This is a genomic window from Dietzia sp. UCD-THP, from assembly GCF_000349585.1.
GTDB lineage: Bacteria > Actinomycetota > Actinomycetes > Mycobacteriales > Mycobacteriaceae > Dietzia > Dietzia natronolimnaea_A.
The window spans coordinates 64,858-82,129 of sequence record NZ_AOSR01000053.1 but is presented as its reverse complement, the minus strand read 5'-3'; the positions used below and the strand labels follow the sequence as shown (position 1 = coordinate 82,129).

Below are 17,272 nucleotides of genomic sequence, written 5' to 3'. Positions count from 1 at the left end.
TCAGCGTCAAGCGAACCCGAGATGCCCTCGAGCGAACCGGTAAGCGGGCTCTCAGCACCGGTCGAGCCGACGAAGAGGTCGAGACCCAGGTCGACTGAACCACCGAGGAGGCCGGTTCCGAGGTTGAGGTCCAGCAGTTCACTCTGCGCGTTGGCGACACCCGGCATGGTGCCGAGCGCGAGTCCGGAGGCCGCGATGACGGCGATCATCCGCTTGGAGTTCTTCATAGGAATTGCCTTCCTGTTGTTGGTGACGACCCAGCGACCCGGGTTCTCCCCCTCGTCGCCCGGTACGGCGCTCAGCCCAGGGGCCGCTCACCGTCGGATCGTGTCATCACCCTATCGAGCAATTTTCTGGACTTGTTACAAGAAGTCTCGTTCAGGCACAGCTAATACCCAGCCATGCGCGGGCGGGACCACGGCGGGATTCGGGCAATGAGTGCTGCTAAAGACACCACAGCGCCCCACTACCTCGACTTATGTGAACCTTAATAAGTGAGTTTCGACTTATACATCTCCGGCACGCCGCTCATTTAGTGACGTTGATCACTTTTCACCTTCGATTGCCTGACTCGCCGTCAACACGTGGCCCAGAGGGCCAAGACGTGGCTAAATGTGAGGTTGACCTCGTGTAAATCCGTCCCCGACCCAGGAGCGATATGACACCCCACAGCAGCGGCGTTCAGTTCCCCGCCGACTCATCCGGCAACCGCTCGTCCGGACGGCTGGCCAAACAGGTCGTCGCCGACGCACTCGCCACCGTGGACCCGGCAGCGGGCGAGCGGGTCCACCGGATCAAGGACTGGCGTAAGGGGTACATCCAACCCTTCACGGAACTGGTCAGTGTCGGCGTCGCCGATGCGGCCGCCTGGGACGGGGTCGCCCGGGCCGCCCTCGACTCACTCCAGACCAGGATGGTGGGCGTTCACGAGGTCGACGGCGAGGCCGTCGAGACCCCGATGAAGGACTACCTCGCCGTCGTCGCGCCCCGATCCACCCCGGGGACCGAGACGGTTCAGGGCACGGCAACCCCCGCCACGGAGCTGTCCATCCCTTACCGCGGCGAGGAACTGACCGGCGCTATGCTCCGAGCCCGGCTGGACAGATGGGTGGACGCCGGGGTGATCGAGCCGAGCTGCGCGGACGCTCTCAGGGTGGTGCAGGACAACCCTGAATGGCTCTCCCTGCCGGGTCGCGCGATGCTCGTGCTCGGCCTGGGGTCCGAGATGGGGCCCGCCGCCCGGTTGCTTCGGTGGGGCGCCGACATCCTGGGCGTGGACCTCCCCTCCAGCCCGGTGTGGGACCGGTTCCGGGGGGCGGCCTCGGAGTTCGCGGGACGGATCCATTTCCCCACCGACGAGAACGGTCGGCCGGGCATCGACCTGCTCACCCAACTGCCGGAACTCGCCGCGTGGGCCCGGGCAGCCGCACCGGCCCCGCTCACGGTGGGCAGCTACTTCTACGCAGACGGCGGGACCCACGTCCAGCTCTCCTCCGCGGCCGACGCCCTCGTCGTCGACCTGCTGCAGGACGGGACCGCCGACGCCCTGGCCTACCTGGCCACCCCCATGGACACCTTCGTGGTGCCCGCCGACGTCCGGCAGGCCTCGGACGCGGCACTGCGGGCACGCAAGGTCACGGACATCAAGAGGATCGTCGGCGCCCTGACCGGCCAGAAGGTCTTCCACCGGAACTACGAGAAGGGCAGCGGGCCCGCGGTGCACGACGCCCTGGTGCCCCAGCAGGGCCCCAACTACACGCTGGCCAAACGGGTCCAACGGTGGCGCGCCACCACCGCGTTCGCGGACGGGCACACCGTCTCCGTCAACGTGGCCCCCGCCACCGACACCCGGTCGGTCACCAAGAACAAGATCCTCGCGGCGACCTACAAGGGGGCGCACGCGTTCGGCATCGAGATCTTCGAACCGGCCACCTCGTCCGCGTTGCTCGCGGCACTGCTGGTCCACGATCTCAACGTCGGCCGGCCGGACGTCGGGGTGCAGTGGGAGCACGAGTCGCACGGGGCCGCCTCGGGAGGTCTGTGGCGTCAGCCCTACCTGCCCCGTACCGCGCTGCCGGTGGCCGCGCTGCTCGGTACCGTCAAGAGGTAGGAACATGCCACGGGTCGGCCTTCCGGCCCGCGCCCACGGTGCCGACAGTTAGGACCCCGCCATGCCGAACCCGTTCTCCAAGAGCTGGAACTACCTCAAGGCCTCGCTAGACAAGAAGGTCGACGACAACGCGGACCCCAAGGTCCTCGTCCGCCAGGCCATGGACAACGCCCGCCAGCAACACAAGGCGGTGACCGACCAGGCGGCCTCGGTGATCGGCAACGCCAAACAGCTCGAGATCGCGATGGGCACCAAGTCCCGGCAGCTCGACGAGGTGCAGGGCCAGATCCGTCAGACCCTCCAGGTGGCCGAATCGGCCCGGGCGGAGGGGGACACGGCCCGCGCCGGCCAGTTCGACGCGCAGGCCGAGCAGCTCGCCTCGAAGATGGTCACGCTGGAACAGGACCTGGAGAACACCAAGCAGCTGCACGGGCAGGCGGTCCAGGCCGCCGAGCAGGCCAAGCAGGCGGTCAAGGAGTCCGACCAGAGACTGCGGGAGACGCTCGCGCAGGAGGACCAGCTGCTCCTCCAGGCCACGCAGGCGGAGATGCAGCACCGCACCGTCGAGTCCGTGTCCTCGCTGGAGGGCGTCGGCGGTGGCAACTCACCGACATTCGACGAGATCCGGGCCAAGATCGAGGGCCGCTACACCACGGCGCTGGGCAAGCAGGAACTCGCGGAGGCCACGGGTGCACCGTCCTCCGCGCAACTCGACGCCGCCGCGTTCACCCGCGAGTCGGAAGGGAAGAGCAAGCTCGAGCAGATCCGGGCGTCCATGGGCCTGAACAGCGGCGGGACCGCCGTCGAGGGAGCCGGGGCGGCCGGCGCGACGGACCGTCAGCTGACCGAGGGTGCAGGGGCCGACGGTTCCGCGGGCGCCACCGGCGCCACGGACGCCGCGACGCCCGGCGAACAGACGGAACCCTCGGGACCCACCCCGCAGGACGCGGGGACCCCGGAGCCGGGCCCCTCCGACCTCTCCGGCGGGCCGACCCTCCCCCGCGACACGAGGGACTGACCCGTTCGCGCTCGTCTTCGGCAGCGATGAGTCCGGGGCGATCTCTGCTGGTCCCACGCGGCCGTGCGCGATAATCTGGCGGTCGGCGTCGCGGTGAGCCCGTCCCCGGCGCCGGCCTGATCACCAGGAGACGCCATGCCCACCACACCCACGCCCTCCGGCCGTCTCTCCGAGTCGGGAGCGGTCGTGTTCTCCCGCCGCCTGCCCCGGTCCCGTGCGGAAGCGTGGGCCGCAGTGACGGACCCGACGCGCACCGCCCGGTGGATCGGGCCGTGGTCGGGCGACCCGGCGTCCGGCACCGTCCAGCTCACCATGACCGCCGAGGAGGGTGACCCCGTCGACGGGGTCGAGGTGGTCACCTGCGACGCGCCGGGGTTCCTGGTGGTGCGGACCGGACCGGGCGGGTGGTTGCTCACCGTGAGAATCGAGGGCGACGACGAGGGCAGCGGCAAGGGCAGCGTCGAGGCCGTCATCTCCCTGGAGCAGGACATCGCGGACCCCGAGTCCGCCGCGTCCATCGGTCCCGGGTGGGACTACTACCTGGATCGCCTGGTCGAAGCGGAGGCGGGACGGGATCCGGACGCCCTGCGCTTCGAACCCGACTACTACCCCGGCCTCGCGCAGTACTACCGGGACCTGGTGGGCGGCTGAGCGGCCCGCGCCGCCTCGCTGGGCGTCACACCTCGCTCCGCTCCATCCCATTTCTCCCACCCCCGTCTCTTCTCCCACCCCCGTCTCGACCCCACCTCCCTTGCCACCGCTGACGCCGCTGACGCCGCTGCCCCCGTAGCCCCGGCCGCTCTGACCGCCCCGGCCGCGATATGGGCATCTGTCGTGGTCAGAGCGCCGTGTCGTACCCCGTTGCTAGTGTTTCCCTATCGAACACACAAGCGATTACTTGGCTCCCGGGATTATCTGGTTGCAGGGAAGGGGAGGCGGATGTCGGCAGAACACGGTTCGGGGATCGCAGCGGCCGGGCTGGCCGCCCTCGATGCTCTCCGCGCCGAGAACCGCGCTGCCGCAGCCCGCCTGCAGGCCTGTCACGATCTCCTCGCATTGTGCGAGGAGGAGCAGTTCGCCCGCGATGTCGAGGCCGGCTACTACGACCCCGATGGGCCTCCGCGTCCGCGCGACCACGCCGTGCTGGACCCCTTCGACGTCGCCTGCGCGGAACTGGTCGCCACCTACGGCGTTCATCACCACCGTGCGTCGGCGATGCTCACACTGGCCCGGGACCTCGTCATGGGGTTCCCCGGGATCGTCGAGGCCATGAGGTCCGGCCTCCTGGACGAGCGCACGGCGGGAATGCTCGTCAGACAGATGCGGACGGTCGACCCCTCCGTGCTGGACGCCGTGCACCGGCTGGTCGTGGACTGGCTGCTGGGCTCCATCGAATCCGGCGAGCGGCCCGGCCGCTCCGCGATTCTGGCCAAGACCGACAGCATCATCGCGGCCTTCGACCCGGAGGGGGTCCTGGCCCGGTGTGCCGCCGCGGCGCGTGAGCGTCGGGTCAGCGTTCGTCGCGGGGTGGACGGCATGGCCGAGCTCCGTGCGCACCTCACCTCGATCGAGGCCACCGCGGTCCACGACGCGCTGGAGCACACCGCCGGGGAGCGGCTCGACCGCGAGAAGCAGGCCAGGATCGACGCCGTCCGCAACGGCACCGGGCCTGCGTACGATCCGCACGCCCGCTCACGCCAGCAACACCGGGCGGACGCCCTCGTCGACGCGATCCTCGGCACCGGCGACTGCGATGACACCGGCGACAGCGCCGACACCGGCGAGTGCGCTCCCGCCGGTGGCTCCGGTGACTCCGCGCGGGCTTCTGCGCCGCAGATCAGACCGATCATCACCATCCTGGCCCCTCGCGGTCCGGGCGATGAGCCGGAGGTGTACGTCCCGCGAGGCGGGCCCGCGTCGATCGACGCGCTGATCGCTCTGCTCGCCCGCAGCGTCGGAGCCCATATCTCCCTTCCCGATCCCGAAGCCGGGTCCGCGGACTCGATTGACGGTGCGCGCCGCTACCGGATCAGCGCCGAGCTGGCCCGCCGGATCCGGTTACGCGACGGCACCTGCCGCCACCCCGGATGTTCGGTCCCCGCCGAGGACTGCGACGTGGACCATGTCGTTCCCTTTGACCACTCCGACCCCGGCGGTGGCGGACAGACCGTCGAGGCCAATCTCATGTGCCTCTGCCGGCGGCACCACAGGTTCAAGACCTTTCACACCTGGTATTACCAACTCCTGCGGGACGGAACGCTGACCATCATCACGGAGAGTGGCCATACCATCACCACTCTCCCCGACGGCCCCCTGGCGAAATGGCGGGACCTGACCCGCAACGGGTCCGAGCCGCTTCCGGGGCCCGGTTCCGCGGAGCGACCATGGCTCCGGCCCCGGCCTCTCAGCACGCACTGGTACAGGCGCGCGTGCCGCATAGCTGCCCAGCGCCTCGAGAACACCGCCGCAGCGCGAAGCGGCGGGCTGGTGGGTGACGACCACGACCCCCCGCCCTTCTGACGCCACGGCGTGAACGCCCGCGGCCGGCCCGGGTCAGCGGTGCTTGAGCAGAACCGCGCGGATCCCCTCGTGGAATCCATCGCGCAGCCGAACCCGCTGCGCCTCGGTCAAGGTGAACTCGTTGAGCATCTGACACGCGAACTGCAGCAGCGGGCGGTCCACCGCGGGCGGGAGCACTCCCCCGGAGAGCAGGTGGGCCTGGTCGCGCTGCTCCTCGGTGGCGGCCTGTTCGTACCACCAGGTCGCGTACTGCTGACCCACGTCGAACGGTGTCTGCTCTCCGGACGAGGTCCACACCTCCTCCGACAGGGGAACGAACTTCGAGCGCAGCGGGCGGCGGTGGGGCGCCATCATCGACGGGCTCGGACGCGAGGACCCGTTGGACTGGGGGTCCGGCGTCGAGGCCTCCGCCTGGGACCGGTCCGGGGACGACGGTGGGGACTGGTCTTCCCCGGCCTCGGTTCCGGGTGCCGTGTCCTCCGGCTTCGACCCGGCGCCCGCCCTCGCCCCGCGCTCGGCGATCGCCGCGCAGTCCTGTGCGTCGGCCGCCTGCTCCTCGGCATCGGCAGCCCGTTCCTCGTCGGCGATCGTCAGGCGTGTCTCATCGGCCACCGAGGTGGCGGACGCGCGGTCGGGTCGCAGATCCACCTCGACCATCCCCACCGATTCCTCGCCCTCCGGCTCGCTGCCGTCATCACCCGGCGTGGTGGGACGCTCGGACGAGGGCCGGACCTTCGGAGGGATCGGCCCCTCCAGAACCCTGATCTGCATGGCGTCGTGGAAATCCGTGCGCGGATCCAGCACCAGCGTGGTGTCGCAGGCGTGTCGCAACGCGGAGGAGATGGAATCCCACCCGAAGCCCACCAGATGCATCCGGACTCCGGCGTCAACGGCGACCCGAACGCCGGGGATCATGTCGGCATCACCGGTGACCAGCACCATGTCCGAACACTGGCCCTTGTAGGCGGCCTGGATCATGTCCGCGACCAGAAGTGTGTCGACGGCTTTCTGGGTGCGCCGCTCGCCCCACTCGATCAGTTGGCCCGCGCGCAGCTGCACGCCCTCGATAACTCGGAGCGTGCGCTGGTACCGGTGCGGGCCGGAATCCGGAATCCCGTCGTACCAGTTCTGCCGTTGCACCGGCTGGTCCACGAGACCGTGGGCCACCTGATCTAAACGGTGGACGACCGTGGCCAGGGATATCTCCAACTGGCCACGGGCACCCTCCTCCCACGAGTTGTAGAAGCTTGCCAATAGATACGAGGTATCCACGAGGACCAGAGTCCGTTCGAGCATGATGATCACTACCTATCACTATGTAAACGTCGGACTTCCAGCATGCCGCAGGGCGGAAGACCCCGCAGGGGCCGCCACCGATCACAGGAGGACTCCCACCATGTCGAGCCCCACCGCCACACCGCCCGAGTTGACCGGAAAGGTCGTGCTGGTCACCGGCGCCGCCCGCGGGCAGGGACGGGCCCACTGCGAGGCGTTCGCAGCCGCCGGATGCGACGTGATAGCCGTGGACCTGTGCCGTGATATCGAGACGGTCCCCTATCCGATGGCAGGTCCGGAGGACCTGCGGGGGACCGCGGAGTCGGTGCGGGCGCTGGGTCGGAGGTGCGTGACCGCCGAGGTCGACGTCCGCGACCTCCAAGGGATGCGCGATGCCGTCGGGGCAGGGGTGGACGAGCTGGGCGGACTCGACTTCGTGGTGGCCAACGCCGGCGTCTCCCCCGAGCCCGCCGCCTCCTGGGAACGCTCCGAGGAAGAGTGGGACACCACTCTGGACATCAACCTCAAGGGCACCTGGGTCACCACGACGGCCGCGATCCCCCACATCCTGGCCACCGGCCGGGGCGGGTGCGTCGTGATCATCAGTTCCATGGTCGGCCTCCGCGGCGCGCCGTTCACCTCCAGCTACACGACGTCCAAATGGGCGGTCCGGGGGCTGGCCAAGTCACTGGCGGGCGAACTCGGCTTCTCGGGCGTGCGATGCAACTCCCTCCACCCCGGCAACGTCCGCACCCCCATGATCGAGAACCCGTCGATGATCGCGATGATGACCGGGGGCGAGGGCACCACGCTCGAGGACGCCGCCGAGACCTTCAGCGGGATGAACCAGTTGCCCGAACCATGGGTGGAGGCGTCCGCGATCTCGTCGATGGCCGTCTACCTCTGCAGCGCCGCGGGAGCGGGCATCACCGGCGCCTCCATTCCCATCGACCTCGGCGGCAGCGAGAAATTCGGGCTCTGACGTACCGGAACGCGCTACGCCCCGGAACGCACGGCGGCCCGCCTCCCGGATGAGAGGCGGGCCGGTGCGGTGCGCCGAGGCGCTGGGCCGGGATGAGTACCCGGCGGCGTCCGATCAGGCGGACGGGGTGGGCGACACCGGGCGGGGGACGCTGACGGTCGATCCGGTGGCGGTCCACACCAGGGTCCAGAAGATGTCGACGATGGGCTGGATGGCCTGCAGGAAGATGTCGTTGGCGCTGCTCATGATGTGTCCCCTTGTATGTCGTACTTCGAGCGTACTGGCGTAGCTGGCGGTCTCGTGTGCCGCCAGCCGGGCTCAAGGGACAACCTCGAACCGGCCGCGGCGCGTGACAACCCGTATGTCGTCGCGAACGCGTCCGACGTTACACAACCGTGACAAATGATGTCGCATCGTTGCGCTCCACCGCTGGCCAGAGCGTCGTACCTTTGTCCGCAACGGCGACCCCGTGGCCCCGATCAAGCGCCCTTGCCACCGTTCTGTTAACGCTCGGCCGCCGTCTCGCCGCGGCCCCGCGGCAGAGCGAGGCCCGAGGATCGGTGTGATTCACCCGACGTAACCCTACCTACGCGACCGTAACCTACGGTACCGTAGGTTCATGGCTATCACGGACATCCCGGAATTCGCACACCTCACCAAGGCGGATATCGAGGCCCTCGGCGAGGAACTCGAGCAGATCCGCCAGGACATCATCGGCTCCCTCGGCGAGCGGGACGCGACCTACATCCGCAACACCATCCGCTTCCAGCGCGCCCTCGAGGTGGGATCTCGCGCGTTGCTGATGGTCGGCTCGCGTAATCGCACCGCATGGGCCATTGGCGCCGGCGCGCTCGGGCTGTCGAAGATCATCGAGAACATGGAGCTCGGGCACAACATCATGCACGGGCAGTGGGACTGGATGAACGACCCCGAGGTGCACTCCACCACGTGGGAGTGGGACATCGTGGGCACGTCCGAGCACTGGAAGCAGACCCACAACTACATCCACCACAAGTACACCAACATCGTCGGCCTGGACGACGACGTCGGATACGGTGTGCTCCGCGTGACGCGCGACCAGCGCTGGCACCCGTACTTCTACGGGAACCTCGTCTACAACGCGGCCCTGGCACTGCTGTTCCAGTGGGGTGTCGGTATCCAGCACCTCGAGCTGGGCAGGGTCGCCAAGGGGCGTGACGACCGCCCCGAGACGATGAACAAGCTCCGCGTGTTCGCGCGGAAGGCAGGACGCCAGCTCGCGAAGGACTACGTGTTCTACCCGGCACTCTCGCGCAAGGGGTGGAAGTCCACGTTGACGGCCAACCTCGCCGCCAACGGCATCCGCAACGTGTGGACCAACGCGGTGATCTTCTGCGGGCACTTCCCCGACGGCGCCGAGAAGTTCACCAAGAAGGACGTGGAGAACGAGACGCGGGCGGAGTGGTACCTGCGGCAGATGCTGGGTTCCGCCAACCTCACCGGCGGGCCGGTGATCGACTTCCTCTCGGGCAACCTGTCGTATCAAATCGAGCACCACATCTACCCCGACATGTCCTCCAATCGACTGGCCGAGGCGTCGGTCCGCGTCCGCGAGGTGTGCCGCAAGTACGACCTGCCGTACGTGGCGGGCCCGCTGCCGGTGCAGTACTTCAAGGCGTGGCGGACCATCGCCAAGATGTCGCTGCCCGACCACATGCTGCGCCGCACGGCCGACGACGCCCCGGAAACGCACTCCGAGCGCATGTTCGCCGACCTGCCCAAACCCCTTCCCGCACAGGAGGAGGGCCAGCGGGCCGGCCTGCAGACCGCGCTCAAGTACGCGTCCAGGCGTCGCGCCCGGAAGCTCGCCTCCGCGGCCTGACCTGCCCGACTACTCCTCAGACGCCCCGTCACCCAAACCGGTGGCGGGGCGTGCCGTTATTTCGATCCAGGATCGGGATCCCGGCGATAGGCTGACCCTCTAGTCGGACCACCCGCGCTACAGCGGTCGAGCCGAGGGACTGTGAATCACGACGACGGGAGCCACTATGGAGGACCGGCGCATGCTGATCGCCGATTCGGCGATCGAGGTGGTGGCCAGGGACGGCGTCCGCGCGCTGACCCACCGCGCCGTCGACTCCGAGGCCGGACTGCCCTCGGGTTCCACCTCCTACTACTGCCGCACCCGTGCGCAGCTCCTCTCCCTCACCGTCGACCGCCTCACCTCGCTCCTGCGTGGATTCGTCGAGGTCTCCGGGATCCAGGAGCTCGCCTCCTCCGACGCGGACGACGTCCTGTCGACGCTCACGCGGATGATCGAGGGACTCCTCGCCGACTACCGCGGCGAACTGGCAGCCCGCTCCGCACTCATCATGGAGCTCACCGGCAAGGACGACACCACCGATCTCGTGGCCGCCCTGCTCGACCCGAGCGACCTCACCGGGGCCCTCGACGCGGCCGGACTGCGAGACCCCGCCGCCGCATCCCTGGACCTCCTCGCGGTGTACGAGGGACTGCTCTGGGAGCGTACGGTCGGCCGTCTCGCCGACGCCGAGATCGACCGCGAGCACGACGCCGACCTCCTCGGGTCCGCGCTCTCGCGCCACGAGCACCGCGGCGGACGCCTCTTCGGCCTGCTGCGCTGACCCCTGCCGCTTGCGGCACACTCCGCCACCACCACACGCACGCCCAAACGCGGCTCCCCTCTGCCCTCAGCCCGCACTGCCTCGCACCCTGACTTAGGTTCACCTTGCTTGCTACTTAAGGTTCTCACAGTCTAGAGTTCCCGCCCAGAAGCGCCATGACATGTCAGTCAACTGTCGAGACTGCGGGATTTGCGCCTCTCTCACCCCTCCGACCGACCGTGTGCACCTGCGACGAGAATCGCTGTGCTGGTCCATGTTTCCGCTGTTTAGTTGAACAGATCGGCTGTGCGTCTTGAATCGAGCGGGGCCGATCGCCGGTCCGCGGCGGTTTCGGACCGTGCCCGGGCGAGGCGGCGAGGCGAGCTGAGGCAACGAATTAATCAGTTTGTTTTGACAAACTCTGTTGATGTGCCATAGTGATTCTCGTCACTGATTCACACCGAATCGGACGCCCCCTCCCCTCGGGTCGACCGACCCCCGCACCAAAGGACGGTTCATCATGAGCCAGGTTGCTGCATACTTCTTCACCCTCTACGCCCTCGCCGGCGACCGCTTCCAGGACCGCAAGGACCGCGGCGCTACGGCCGTTGAGTACGGCCTGATGGTCGGGCTGATCGCGGTTGTAATCATCGCCGCTGTGGGCTTCTTAGGCGAGGATCTCAACGGGCTGTTCGAGCAGGTCGTCACGGCGCTCCCCGGCGGCAACGGCTAAGAACCACGAGTTCGGTTCCGGCGCGGCGCCCTCCCCGGGCGCTGCGCCGGAGCCGTCTCAACTCCCCCCTCACCCTCACCCCTCACCCCTCACGAGGACCGTCATGACCAGATCGCTCCCCGACCGCGGAGCCGCGGCCCTGGAGTTCGCTCTGGTCGTGCCGGTCCTCCTCGCTCTCGTCCTCGGAATCATCGAGTTCGGCCGCGCCTACAACATCCAGACCACGCTCTCCAACGCCGCGCGCGACGGGGTGCGGGTGATGGCGCTTGAGAACAGCGTCACTGCGGCGCGGACCGCTACTAGGAACTCCGCCAACACGCTGGACCTCACCCGGGCGACGATCAGCGTCACCCCCACCAGCTGTGCGGGCACCGCAACCACGCCGCCCGGTACGGCCACGGTCACCATCACCTACCCGCTCGAACTTCTTTCCGGGTTCCTCCCGATCGACGACTTCACCCTGACCGGCAGGGGGACCATGCGATGCAACGGCTGAAGGATGACCGCGGGGCGGTCAGCGTGATGGTCGCGCTCCTGATGATCCCCTTGATCGGCTTCGCCGCCATCTCCATCGACATCGCCTCCGTCCACTCCGAGCGTCAGCAGCTCCAGACGGGCGCCGACGCCGCAGCCCTGGCGATCGCCCAGGACTGCGCACGCGGCAACTGCCGCACCCCGCGCGACACGGCGCAGCAATTCCTCACCGCCAACACCATCGACGCAGAGGCGACCGCCGGCGTGGTACCGGTACCCACACCGTCCTCCGGTCGGGTGTCCGTGACGGGCTCGGGAATCCGCGAGCACTGGTTCGCCCCCGTTCTCGGTATCAACGAGACGGCGATCGCGGCGACCGCAACGACAGGCTGGGGCGCTCCCACCGGCGGCAGAGCGGTACTTCCCCTCACCTTCTCGCTGTGCGACTTCCGGGCGCAGACCGGCGGCGGAATGCCGTCGGGAACCGTCAGACGTACCATCTACGCCTCCAAGACCGCCGGCGCCAACGGCTGCACGGGCCCCTCCGGCAATCACGTGCCGGGCGGATTCGGATGGCTCGCGGCGAACTCCGGAAGGTGCAGCGTCGCCAACCGGATCAACGAGGTCCTTTGGAGCGACCCCGGCAACTCGGTCCCCAATTCCTGCTCGGACGCCGACCTCATCGCACTGCGGAACGCGACCGTGCTTCTTCCGGTGTTCGACGAGTCCGGGGACTCCGGCAGCAACGCCTGGTACCGCGTGTACGGTTACGCCGCCTTCCGGATCACCGGTTATCGCTTCTCCGGTCGGGAGTGGAACAGCAGCTGCAGAGGGAACGAGCGCTGCATCGAGGGGTACTTCACCCGCTTCGTGGACCTGTCCGACGACTTCGACTACGGGCCGACCGCCCCCGACATGGGCGCCTCCGTGGTGGCCCTGCTCCCCCGATAGGTAAGTGAGTCCCCTGTGAACCGTCGTGCCGTGGCCATCGTCGCCGCCGTCCTCCTCGCGGTGCTCGGCGCCGTGGTGCTGATCAGCTACGTCAACAACGCCGATCAACGTGCGATGGCCGACATGGAGCCCGTCACCGTGCTGGTGGCCACCGGGCCAATCGCCGAGGGCACCCCGGCCGAGGCCCTAGGAGAGCTCGTCACCGCCGAGAACATCCCCGCGGCGGCGGTGGGCCCCGGAGCCGTCACCGGACTCGCGGAGCTGAACGGACTGGTGGCCGTGACCACCCTTCAACCGGGCGAGCAGATACTCGCCGGCCGGTTCGCCGACCCGGCCTCGATCCTGAGACCCGGCGAAATCCCGGCCCCGCCGGACCTCCACCAGGTGTCGATCCCCCTCGCCGCGCCGAGGGTTCTGGGCGGGACCCTGACCCCGGGGACCACCGTCGGGGTGTTCGTGTCGCTTGGCCCGCCTCTGTCGCAGACCCATCTGGTGCTTCACAAGATCCTCGTGTTGAAAGTCCAGGGTGGAATAGCCCCGCCTTCGGACTCCGAGACCACCGAGGACCCGGCAGCCACAGCAATGCCCGATGGCGGGATGATCGTCACCCTCGCGGTCAACGCCCGCGACGCGGAGACCATCGTGTTCGGCGCCGAACACGGGACCATCTGGCTCTCTGTGGAAGGACCCGAAGTGCCCCAGGACGGAACCCGCATCGTGACTCCAGGGAACGTGTACGAATGAGCCGCATCGTAGTGCTGACCGAGTCCGCTGACCTCCGCGACCGGATCCGGGCCGTGGTGGGGGATCATCTCGTGGAACTGCCCATGGGTCCGCTTCCTTCCGACCCCGCTCGGGTGCTCGCGATGGCGGGCGGCGCGCAGCCGTTGGCGGTGGTGGTCCTCGACGCGGGCCCCCAGGACCAGGCGGCCGCTCTCGACCTGGCCGCCGGACTCTGCACCGACGAGACAGGGATCTCCGTGGTGCTGGTCAGCGACCGACCGGAGGAGATCGGTTTCGCGGCCATGCGAGCCGGGGTGTGCGACATCGTGCACCCCGACGCCGACCCGGGCGAACTCGGATGGGTCCTGGAACGGGCCCGCCGGACCGCAGCAAGCCGCCAAACCGGGTCCGGTTCCGGGACCGGTGGCGCTGTCAACGGCTCGGAGACCCCGCCCGGCCGGGTCATCAGTGTGGCCTCCCCGAAAGGCGGCGTGGGGAAGACCACCGTCGCCACCAACCTGGCCGTCGGGCTGGCGCGCTCCGACCCGCATTCCACTGTCCTGGTCGACCTCGATGTCCAGTTCGGCGACGTGGGCAGCGCCCTCAACCTCGCGCCGGAATACACGCTGGTGGACGTGGTGCACGGGCCCGCCGCGCAGGACACGATGGTCCTCAAGACCTTCCTCACACAACACGAGACCGGCCTTTACGTGGTGTGCGGGCCGAGTTCACCCGCCGAGGCGGACTCGGTCGGGATGGAAGACATCAGCCGGCTCCTGCAGACGCTGGCCTCGGAGTTCCGCTACGTGGTGGTCGACACCGCACCGGGCCTCACCGAACCCACCCTCACGGTCCTCGACAACACCCACGACCTGGTCCTCGTGACGAGCATGGACGTGCCGGGGGTACGCGGACTCCGGAAAGAGATCGACATCCTCCGCGAGCTCGGGATGGTCTTCTCCGGACGCCACGTGGTCCTCAACTTCGCCGACACCCAGAACGGGCTCACCAAGACAGATGTCGAGGCGACCATCGGCGCCCCCGTGGACATGATGATCCCCCGGTCCAAGGGTGTCGTCGCGTCGGTCAACCAGGGCATCCCGCTGTTGCAGAGCGACAGGCGCGACCCCGTGACCACCCACCTGCGACAACTGGTGGGTCGGTTCACGCCGTCCTCCACTCGCGCCCCCAGGTCGGCGTCAGCTGTCGGGAAGTTCCTGGGCCGCCTCAGGCCCACGCCTGCGTCCGCAGGGACACCGAGTTCCCCGGCCACCCGATCCGAGGGCCGGCACCGGCTACACAAAGGCGAGAACAAGGGTGATACCCCGGGTGGGAACCGAGGAGAGAAGCGATGAGCCTGTCCGAGCGGCTCAGGGCCGCCAAGTCCCCCGATGCAGGTACCACCGCGTTGTCTGCCGTCGTTCCGGTGCCGCCGGCCGCCGCTCCCCAGACCACGACGCCGGAGCCCGGGCCGGGCCCCGAGCGCCGCACCCTCACCGCCCGCAAGGCTGCCCCGCACGCGACCGGGGCCGACGTCGCCACGACTACGGCTGTCCCTGGTCCCGCCGTCGCCCCGCCGACCGATGACGCGTCGGCGCCCTCCGCGGGCGGCGACGCGTTGTCCAAACTCAAGGAACGCGCCTCGGCGGCACTGTTCGAGCGGATGGGTGCCCGGCTCAACAATCCCTCGCTCACCGAAGAACAACTCCACGCCCTGGTGCGCAGCGAGCTGAACCAGGTGGTCGAGGAGGAGACCGTCCCGCTGACCAGCGAGCAGCGCAAGCGGCTCATCGCCGACATCCAGGACGACGTCCTGGGCCACGGCCCACTCGAGCGACTACTCGCCGACCCCACCGTCACCGAGATCATGGTCAACGGTCCGGACATGATCTACATCGAGCAGGGGGGAAAGCTCTCCCGGAGTCCCGCGAGGTTCACCTCCGAGGAGGACCTCCGCCGGGTGATCGAGCGTATCGTCTCCCGGATCGGTCGACGCATCGACGAGTCCTCACCACTAGTCGACGCCAGGCTCGCCGACGGCTCCCGTGTCAACGCCGTCGTCCCGCCCCTGGCGGTGAACGGCTCATCCTTGACCATCCGCAAGTTCTCCCGGGACCCCTTCAAGGTCCCCGACCTGATCCGCTTCGGGACGCTCACCCCCGAGATGGCGGAACTCCTGCAGGCGTGCGTGCAGGCGCGGCTGAACATCATCGTCTCCGGAGGCACGGGCAGTGGTAAGACCACGCTGCTCAACGTCCTTTCCTCCTTCATCCCGGAGGGCGAGCGCATCGTCACCATCGAGGACGCGGTGGAGCTGCAGATGCAGCAGGACCACGTGGTGAGGCTGGAGGCGCGGCCCGCCAACATCGAGGGCAAGGGCGAGATCAGTATCCGCGACCTCGTGCGCAACTCCCTGCGTATGCGGCCCGACCGCATCGTGGTGGGCGAGGTCCGTGGCGGTGAGACCCTGGACATGCTGCAGTCCATGAACACCGGCCACGACGGGTCACTGTCGACCGTGCACGCCAACTCTCCCCGTGACGCGATCGCCCGTCTGGAGACCCTCGTGCTCATGGCCGGGATGGACCTCCCGCTGCGCGCCATCCGCGAGCAGATCGCCTCGGCGGTGGACGTGATCATCCAGCTCACCCGCCTGCGAGATGGCACCCGACGCGTCACCGCGGTCACCGAGGTCCAGGGGATGGAGGGCCAGACGGTCACCCTGCAGGACGCCTTCCTCTTCGACTACTCCGCGGGACTCGACGCGAACGGGAAGTTCCTCGGCAAGCCGATTCCCACTGGTGTGCGGCCGCGGTTCACCGACCGGTTCAACGAGCTGGGCATCACCCTCTCGCCGCGGGTGTTCGGCTCCGCCACCACGGCCGGACCGTCAGGGGGTACGCGGTGACCTCGGGCGGCCTCTCCCAGGTGACCGTCGGGGTGGGGGCCCTCTCGATCGCCCTTCTGGTCGCGGGATATGTCCTGGTGCGGACTCTCACCCGCACGCGTCTCCCACGAGATCGGCGCCGCCCAACGGACGCCGACCTTCCGGGTCCCGTGACGCGGGCCTCGGCCGCGCTGACGACGGCGATCGACACGATGCTCCGCCGCCGGGGGACGCCGGGTGCCGGTGCGCTGGCCGAGGCCGGGGTGAAGATGCGCCTGCAGGATTTCGTCTTTCTGGTGATCGTGGCCGCGCTCGCCGCCACCGCGTTGGGTGTTGTCGCCTCGGGGCCGCTCCTCGGGATCGTGCTGGGCATCCTGACCCCTGTGGTCGCCAGGGTGGGGTTGTCGGTCAAGGCCGGTCGTCGCCGCGCAGCTTTTGCCGACCAGTTGGATGACTCCCTCCAGCTGATGGCCAGCAGCCTCCGGGCCGGGCACAGCCTCCTCCAGGCCCTCGCCTCGGTGTCCCGCGAGGCCGAGGCACCGACCTCCGAGGAGTTCGCCCGGATCATCAACGAGACGCGGGTGGGTCGCGAGCTCGCCCCGGCGCTCGAGGAGACCGCCCAGCGGATGGGCAGCCAGGACTTCGTCTGGGTGACTCAGGCCATCGCCATCAACCGCGAGGTCGGCGGCAACCTCGCCGAGGTGCTCGACGGCGTGGGCCACACCATTCGCGAACGCAACCAGATCCGTCGGCAGGTCCAGGCTCTGTCGGCGGAGGGAAAACTCTCGGCCTACATCCTCATGGCCCTGCCAATCGGGATCGCGGGGTTCCTCTTCATGACCAACCCCGCGTACATGATCCCGTTCACCCAGAGCCTGCTCGGTTACGCGCTGATCGGCGTCGCCCTGATCCTGCTGGTCGCCGGCGGACTGTGGCTGCGCAAGACCGTCAACATCACGTTCTAGTCCCGCCCCCGGAACCAGAAAGGAGCACGCC

At 68.7% G+C, this 17,272-nt stretch carries 17 protein-coding genes; 14 read left to right on the top strand and 3 right to left on the bottom strand.

The annotated features are described in order from the left end of the window. On the bottom strand, positions 1-227 hold a 227-nt coding region (locus H483_RS0119245; RefSeq protein ID WP_031264670.1), incomplete at its 3' end, for a hypothetical protein. A gap of 431 nt (positions 228-658) precedes the next feature. Here H483_RS0119245 and H483_RS25935 point away from each other — a divergent pair. From H483_RS25935 to H483_RS25920, 4 genes are all read left to right on the top strand, one after another. Beyond that, complete coding sequence (locus tag H483_RS25935) at positions 659-2,110, top strand: hypothetical protein (protein ID WP_017836206.1); 1,452 nt, start codon at positions 659-661, stop codon at positions 2,108-2,110. Between the two features lie 61 nt (positions 2,111-2,171). Continuing rightward, complete coding sequence (locus H483_RS25930; RefSeq protein WP_017836205.1) at positions 2,172-3,128, top strand: PspA/IM30 family protein; 957 nt, start codon at positions 2,172-2,174, stop codon at positions 3,126-3,128. 135 nt (positions 3,129-3,263) lie between these two features. After that, positions 3,264-3,779 (top strand): SRPBCC domain-containing protein, encoded by a 516-nt coding sequence (locus H483_RS25925; protein ID WP_017836204.1) that lies wholly within the window; start codon positions 3,264-3,266, stop codon positions 3,777-3,779. A 288-nt stretch (positions 3,780-4,067) separates the two neighbouring features. Further along, positions 4,068-5,648 (top strand): HNH endonuclease signature motif containing protein, encoded by a 1,581-nt coding sequence (locus H483_RS25920; RefSeq protein WP_017836203.1) that lies wholly within the window; start codon positions 4,068-4,070, stop codon positions 5,646-5,648. A gap of 33 nt (positions 5,649-5,681) precedes the next feature. Here the strand turns inward: H483_RS25920 and H483_RS25915 are convergent, their stop codons facing one another. Beyond that, a complete protein-coding gene (locus H483_RS25915) occupies positions 5,682-6,944 on the bottom strand; it encodes an NYN domain-containing protein (RefSeq protein WP_031264669.1) in 1,263 nt (420 codons plus the stop codon). Between the two features lie 100 nt (positions 6,945-7,044). On the opposite strand from H483_RS25915, the gene H483_RS25910 reads away from it, so the two are divergent. Continuing rightward, positions 7,045-7,905: a mycofactocin-coupled SDR family oxidoreductase gene (locus H483_RS25910; protein WP_017836201.1), complete on the top strand. Its 861-nt coding sequence runs from the start codon at positions 7,045-7,047 to the stop codon at positions 7,903-7,905. Between the two features lie 114 nt (positions 7,906-8,019). Here the strand turns inward: H483_RS25910 and H483_RS40375 are convergent, their stop codons facing one another. Then, positions 8,020-8,151 (bottom strand): hypothetical protein, encoded by a 132-nt coding sequence (locus H483_RS40375; RefSeq protein ID WP_017836200.1) that lies wholly within the window; start codon positions 8,149-8,151, stop codon positions 8,020-8,022. Between the two features lie 373 nt (positions 8,152-8,524). Between H483_RS40375 and H483_RS25905 the strand changes: the two genes are divergently transcribed. The 9 genes from H483_RS25905 (at position 8,525) to H483_RS25865 (ending at position 17,241) form a co-directional block, all read left to right on the top strand. Then, positions 8,525-9,766, top strand: a complete 1,242-nt coding sequence (locus H483_RS25905; protein ID WP_017836199.1) for an acyl-CoA desaturase — start codon at positions 8,525-8,527, stop codon at positions 9,764-9,766. Between the two features lie 181 nt (positions 9,767-9,947). Next, positions 9,948-10,529, top strand: coding sequence for a TetR/AcrR family transcriptional regulator (locus tag H483_RS25900; protein WP_238556241.1), 582 nt, complete (start codon positions 9,948-9,950; stop codon positions 10,527-10,529). 499 nt (positions 10,530-11,028) lie between these two features. Beyond that, the gene (locus H483_RS25895) at positions 11,029-11,241 is read left to right on the top strand and encodes a Flp family type IVb pilin (RefSeq protein WP_017836197.1); all 213 of its coding nucleotides are present in this window, start codon (positions 11,029-11,031) and stop codon (positions 11,239-11,241) included. Between the two features lie 103 nt (positions 11,242-11,344). Continuing rightward, the gene (locus tag H483_RS25890) at positions 11,345-11,737 is read left to right on the top strand and encodes a TadE/TadG family type IV pilus assembly protein (protein ID WP_017836196.1); all 393 of its coding nucleotides are present in this window, start codon (positions 11,345-11,347) and stop codon (positions 11,735-11,737) included. Next, complete coding sequence (locus H483_RS25885) at positions 11,725-12,666, top strand: pilus assembly protein TadG-related protein (RefSeq protein WP_017836195.1); 942 nt, start codon at positions 11,725-11,727, stop codon at positions 12,664-12,666. The genes H483_RS25890 and H483_RS25885 overlap by 13 nt, the downstream gene beginning before the upstream one ends. A 30-nt stretch (positions 12,667-12,696) precedes the next feature. Continuing rightward, positions 12,697-13,410 carry a Flp pilus assembly protein CpaB gene (cpaB, locus tag H483_RS25880; RefSeq protein WP_202959099.1) on the top strand — a complete coding sequence of 238 codons (714 nt, stop codon included), beginning with the start codon at positions 12,697-12,699 and terminating at the stop codon, positions 13,408-13,410. Then, positions 13,407-14,744, top strand: a complete 1,338-nt coding sequence (locus H483_RS25875) for an AAA family ATPase (RefSeq protein WP_017836193.1) — start codon at positions 13,407-13,409, stop codon at positions 14,742-14,744. Before cpaB ends, H483_RS25875 begins: the two co-directional genes overlap by 4 nt. Beyond that, positions 14,741-16,297, top strand: a complete 1,557-nt coding sequence (locus tag H483_RS25870; protein WP_017836192.1) for a CpaF family protein — start codon at positions 14,741-14,743, stop codon at positions 16,295-16,297. The genes H483_RS25875 and H483_RS25870 overlap by 4 nt, the downstream gene beginning before the upstream one ends. Further along, positions 16,294-17,241 (top strand): type II secretion system F family protein, encoded by a 948-nt coding sequence (locus H483_RS25865; protein ID WP_017836191.1) that lies wholly within the window; start codon positions 16,294-16,296, stop codon positions 17,239-17,241. The genes H483_RS25870 and H483_RS25865 overlap by 4 nt, the downstream gene beginning before the upstream one ends. Positions 17,242-17,272 lie beyond the last annotated feature (31 nt).

Bases quoted from the DNA above. Each gene is read 5' to 3' on its own strand.
- H483_RS25935 (WP_017836206.1), top strand. From the start codon at position 659: ATGACACCCCACAGCAGCGGCGTTCAGTTCCCCGCCGACTCATCCGGC.
- H483_RS25930 (WP_017836205.1), top strand. From the start codon at position 2,172: ATGCCGAACCCGTTCTCCAAGAGCTGGAACTACCTCAAGGCCTCGCTA.
- H483_RS25925 (WP_017836204.1), top strand. From the start codon at position 3,264: ATGCCCACCACACCCACGCCCTCCGGCCGTCTCTCCGAGTCGGGAGCG.
- H483_RS25920 (WP_017836203.1), top strand. From the start codon at position 4,068: ATGTCGGCAGAACACGGTTCGGGGATCGCAGCGGCCGGGCTGGCCGCC.
- H483_RS25915 (WP_031264669.1), bottom strand. From the start codon at position 6,944: ATGCTCGAACGGACTCTGGTCCTCGTGGATACCTCGTATCTATTGGCA.
- H483_RS25910 (WP_017836201.1), top strand. From the start codon at position 7,045: ATGTCGAGCCCCACCGCCACACCGCCCGAGTTGACCGGAAAGGTCGTG.
- H483_RS40375 (WP_017836200.1), bottom strand. From the start codon at position 8,151: ATGAGCAGCGCCAACGACATCTTCCTGCAGGCCATCCAGCCCATCGTC.
- H483_RS25905 (WP_017836199.1), top strand. From the start codon at position 8,525: ATGGCTATCACGGACATCCCGGAATTCGCACACCTCACCAAGGCGGAT.
- H483_RS25900 (WP_238556241.1), top strand. From the start codon at position 9,948: ATGCTGATCGCCGATTCGGCGATCGAGGTGGTGGCCAGGGACGGCGTC.
- H483_RS25895 (WP_017836197.1), top strand. From the start codon at position 11,029: ATGAGCCAGGTTGCTGCATACTTCTTCACCCTCTACGCCCTCGCCGGC.
- H483_RS25890 (WP_017836196.1), top strand. From the start codon at position 11,345: ATGACCAGATCGCTCCCCGACCGCGGAGCCGCGGCCCTGGAGTTCGCT.
- H483_RS25885 (WP_017836195.1), top strand. From the start codon at position 11,725: ATGCAACGGCTGAAGGATGACCGCGGGGCGGTCAGCGTGATGGTCGCG.
- H483_RS25875 (WP_017836193.1), top strand. From the start codon at position 13,407: ATGAGCCGCATCGTAGTGCTGACCGAGTCCGCTGACCTCCGCGACCGG.
- H483_RS25870 (WP_017836192.1), top strand. From the start codon at position 14,741: ATGAGCCTGTCCGAGCGGCTCAGGGCCGCCAAGTCCCCCGATGCAGGT.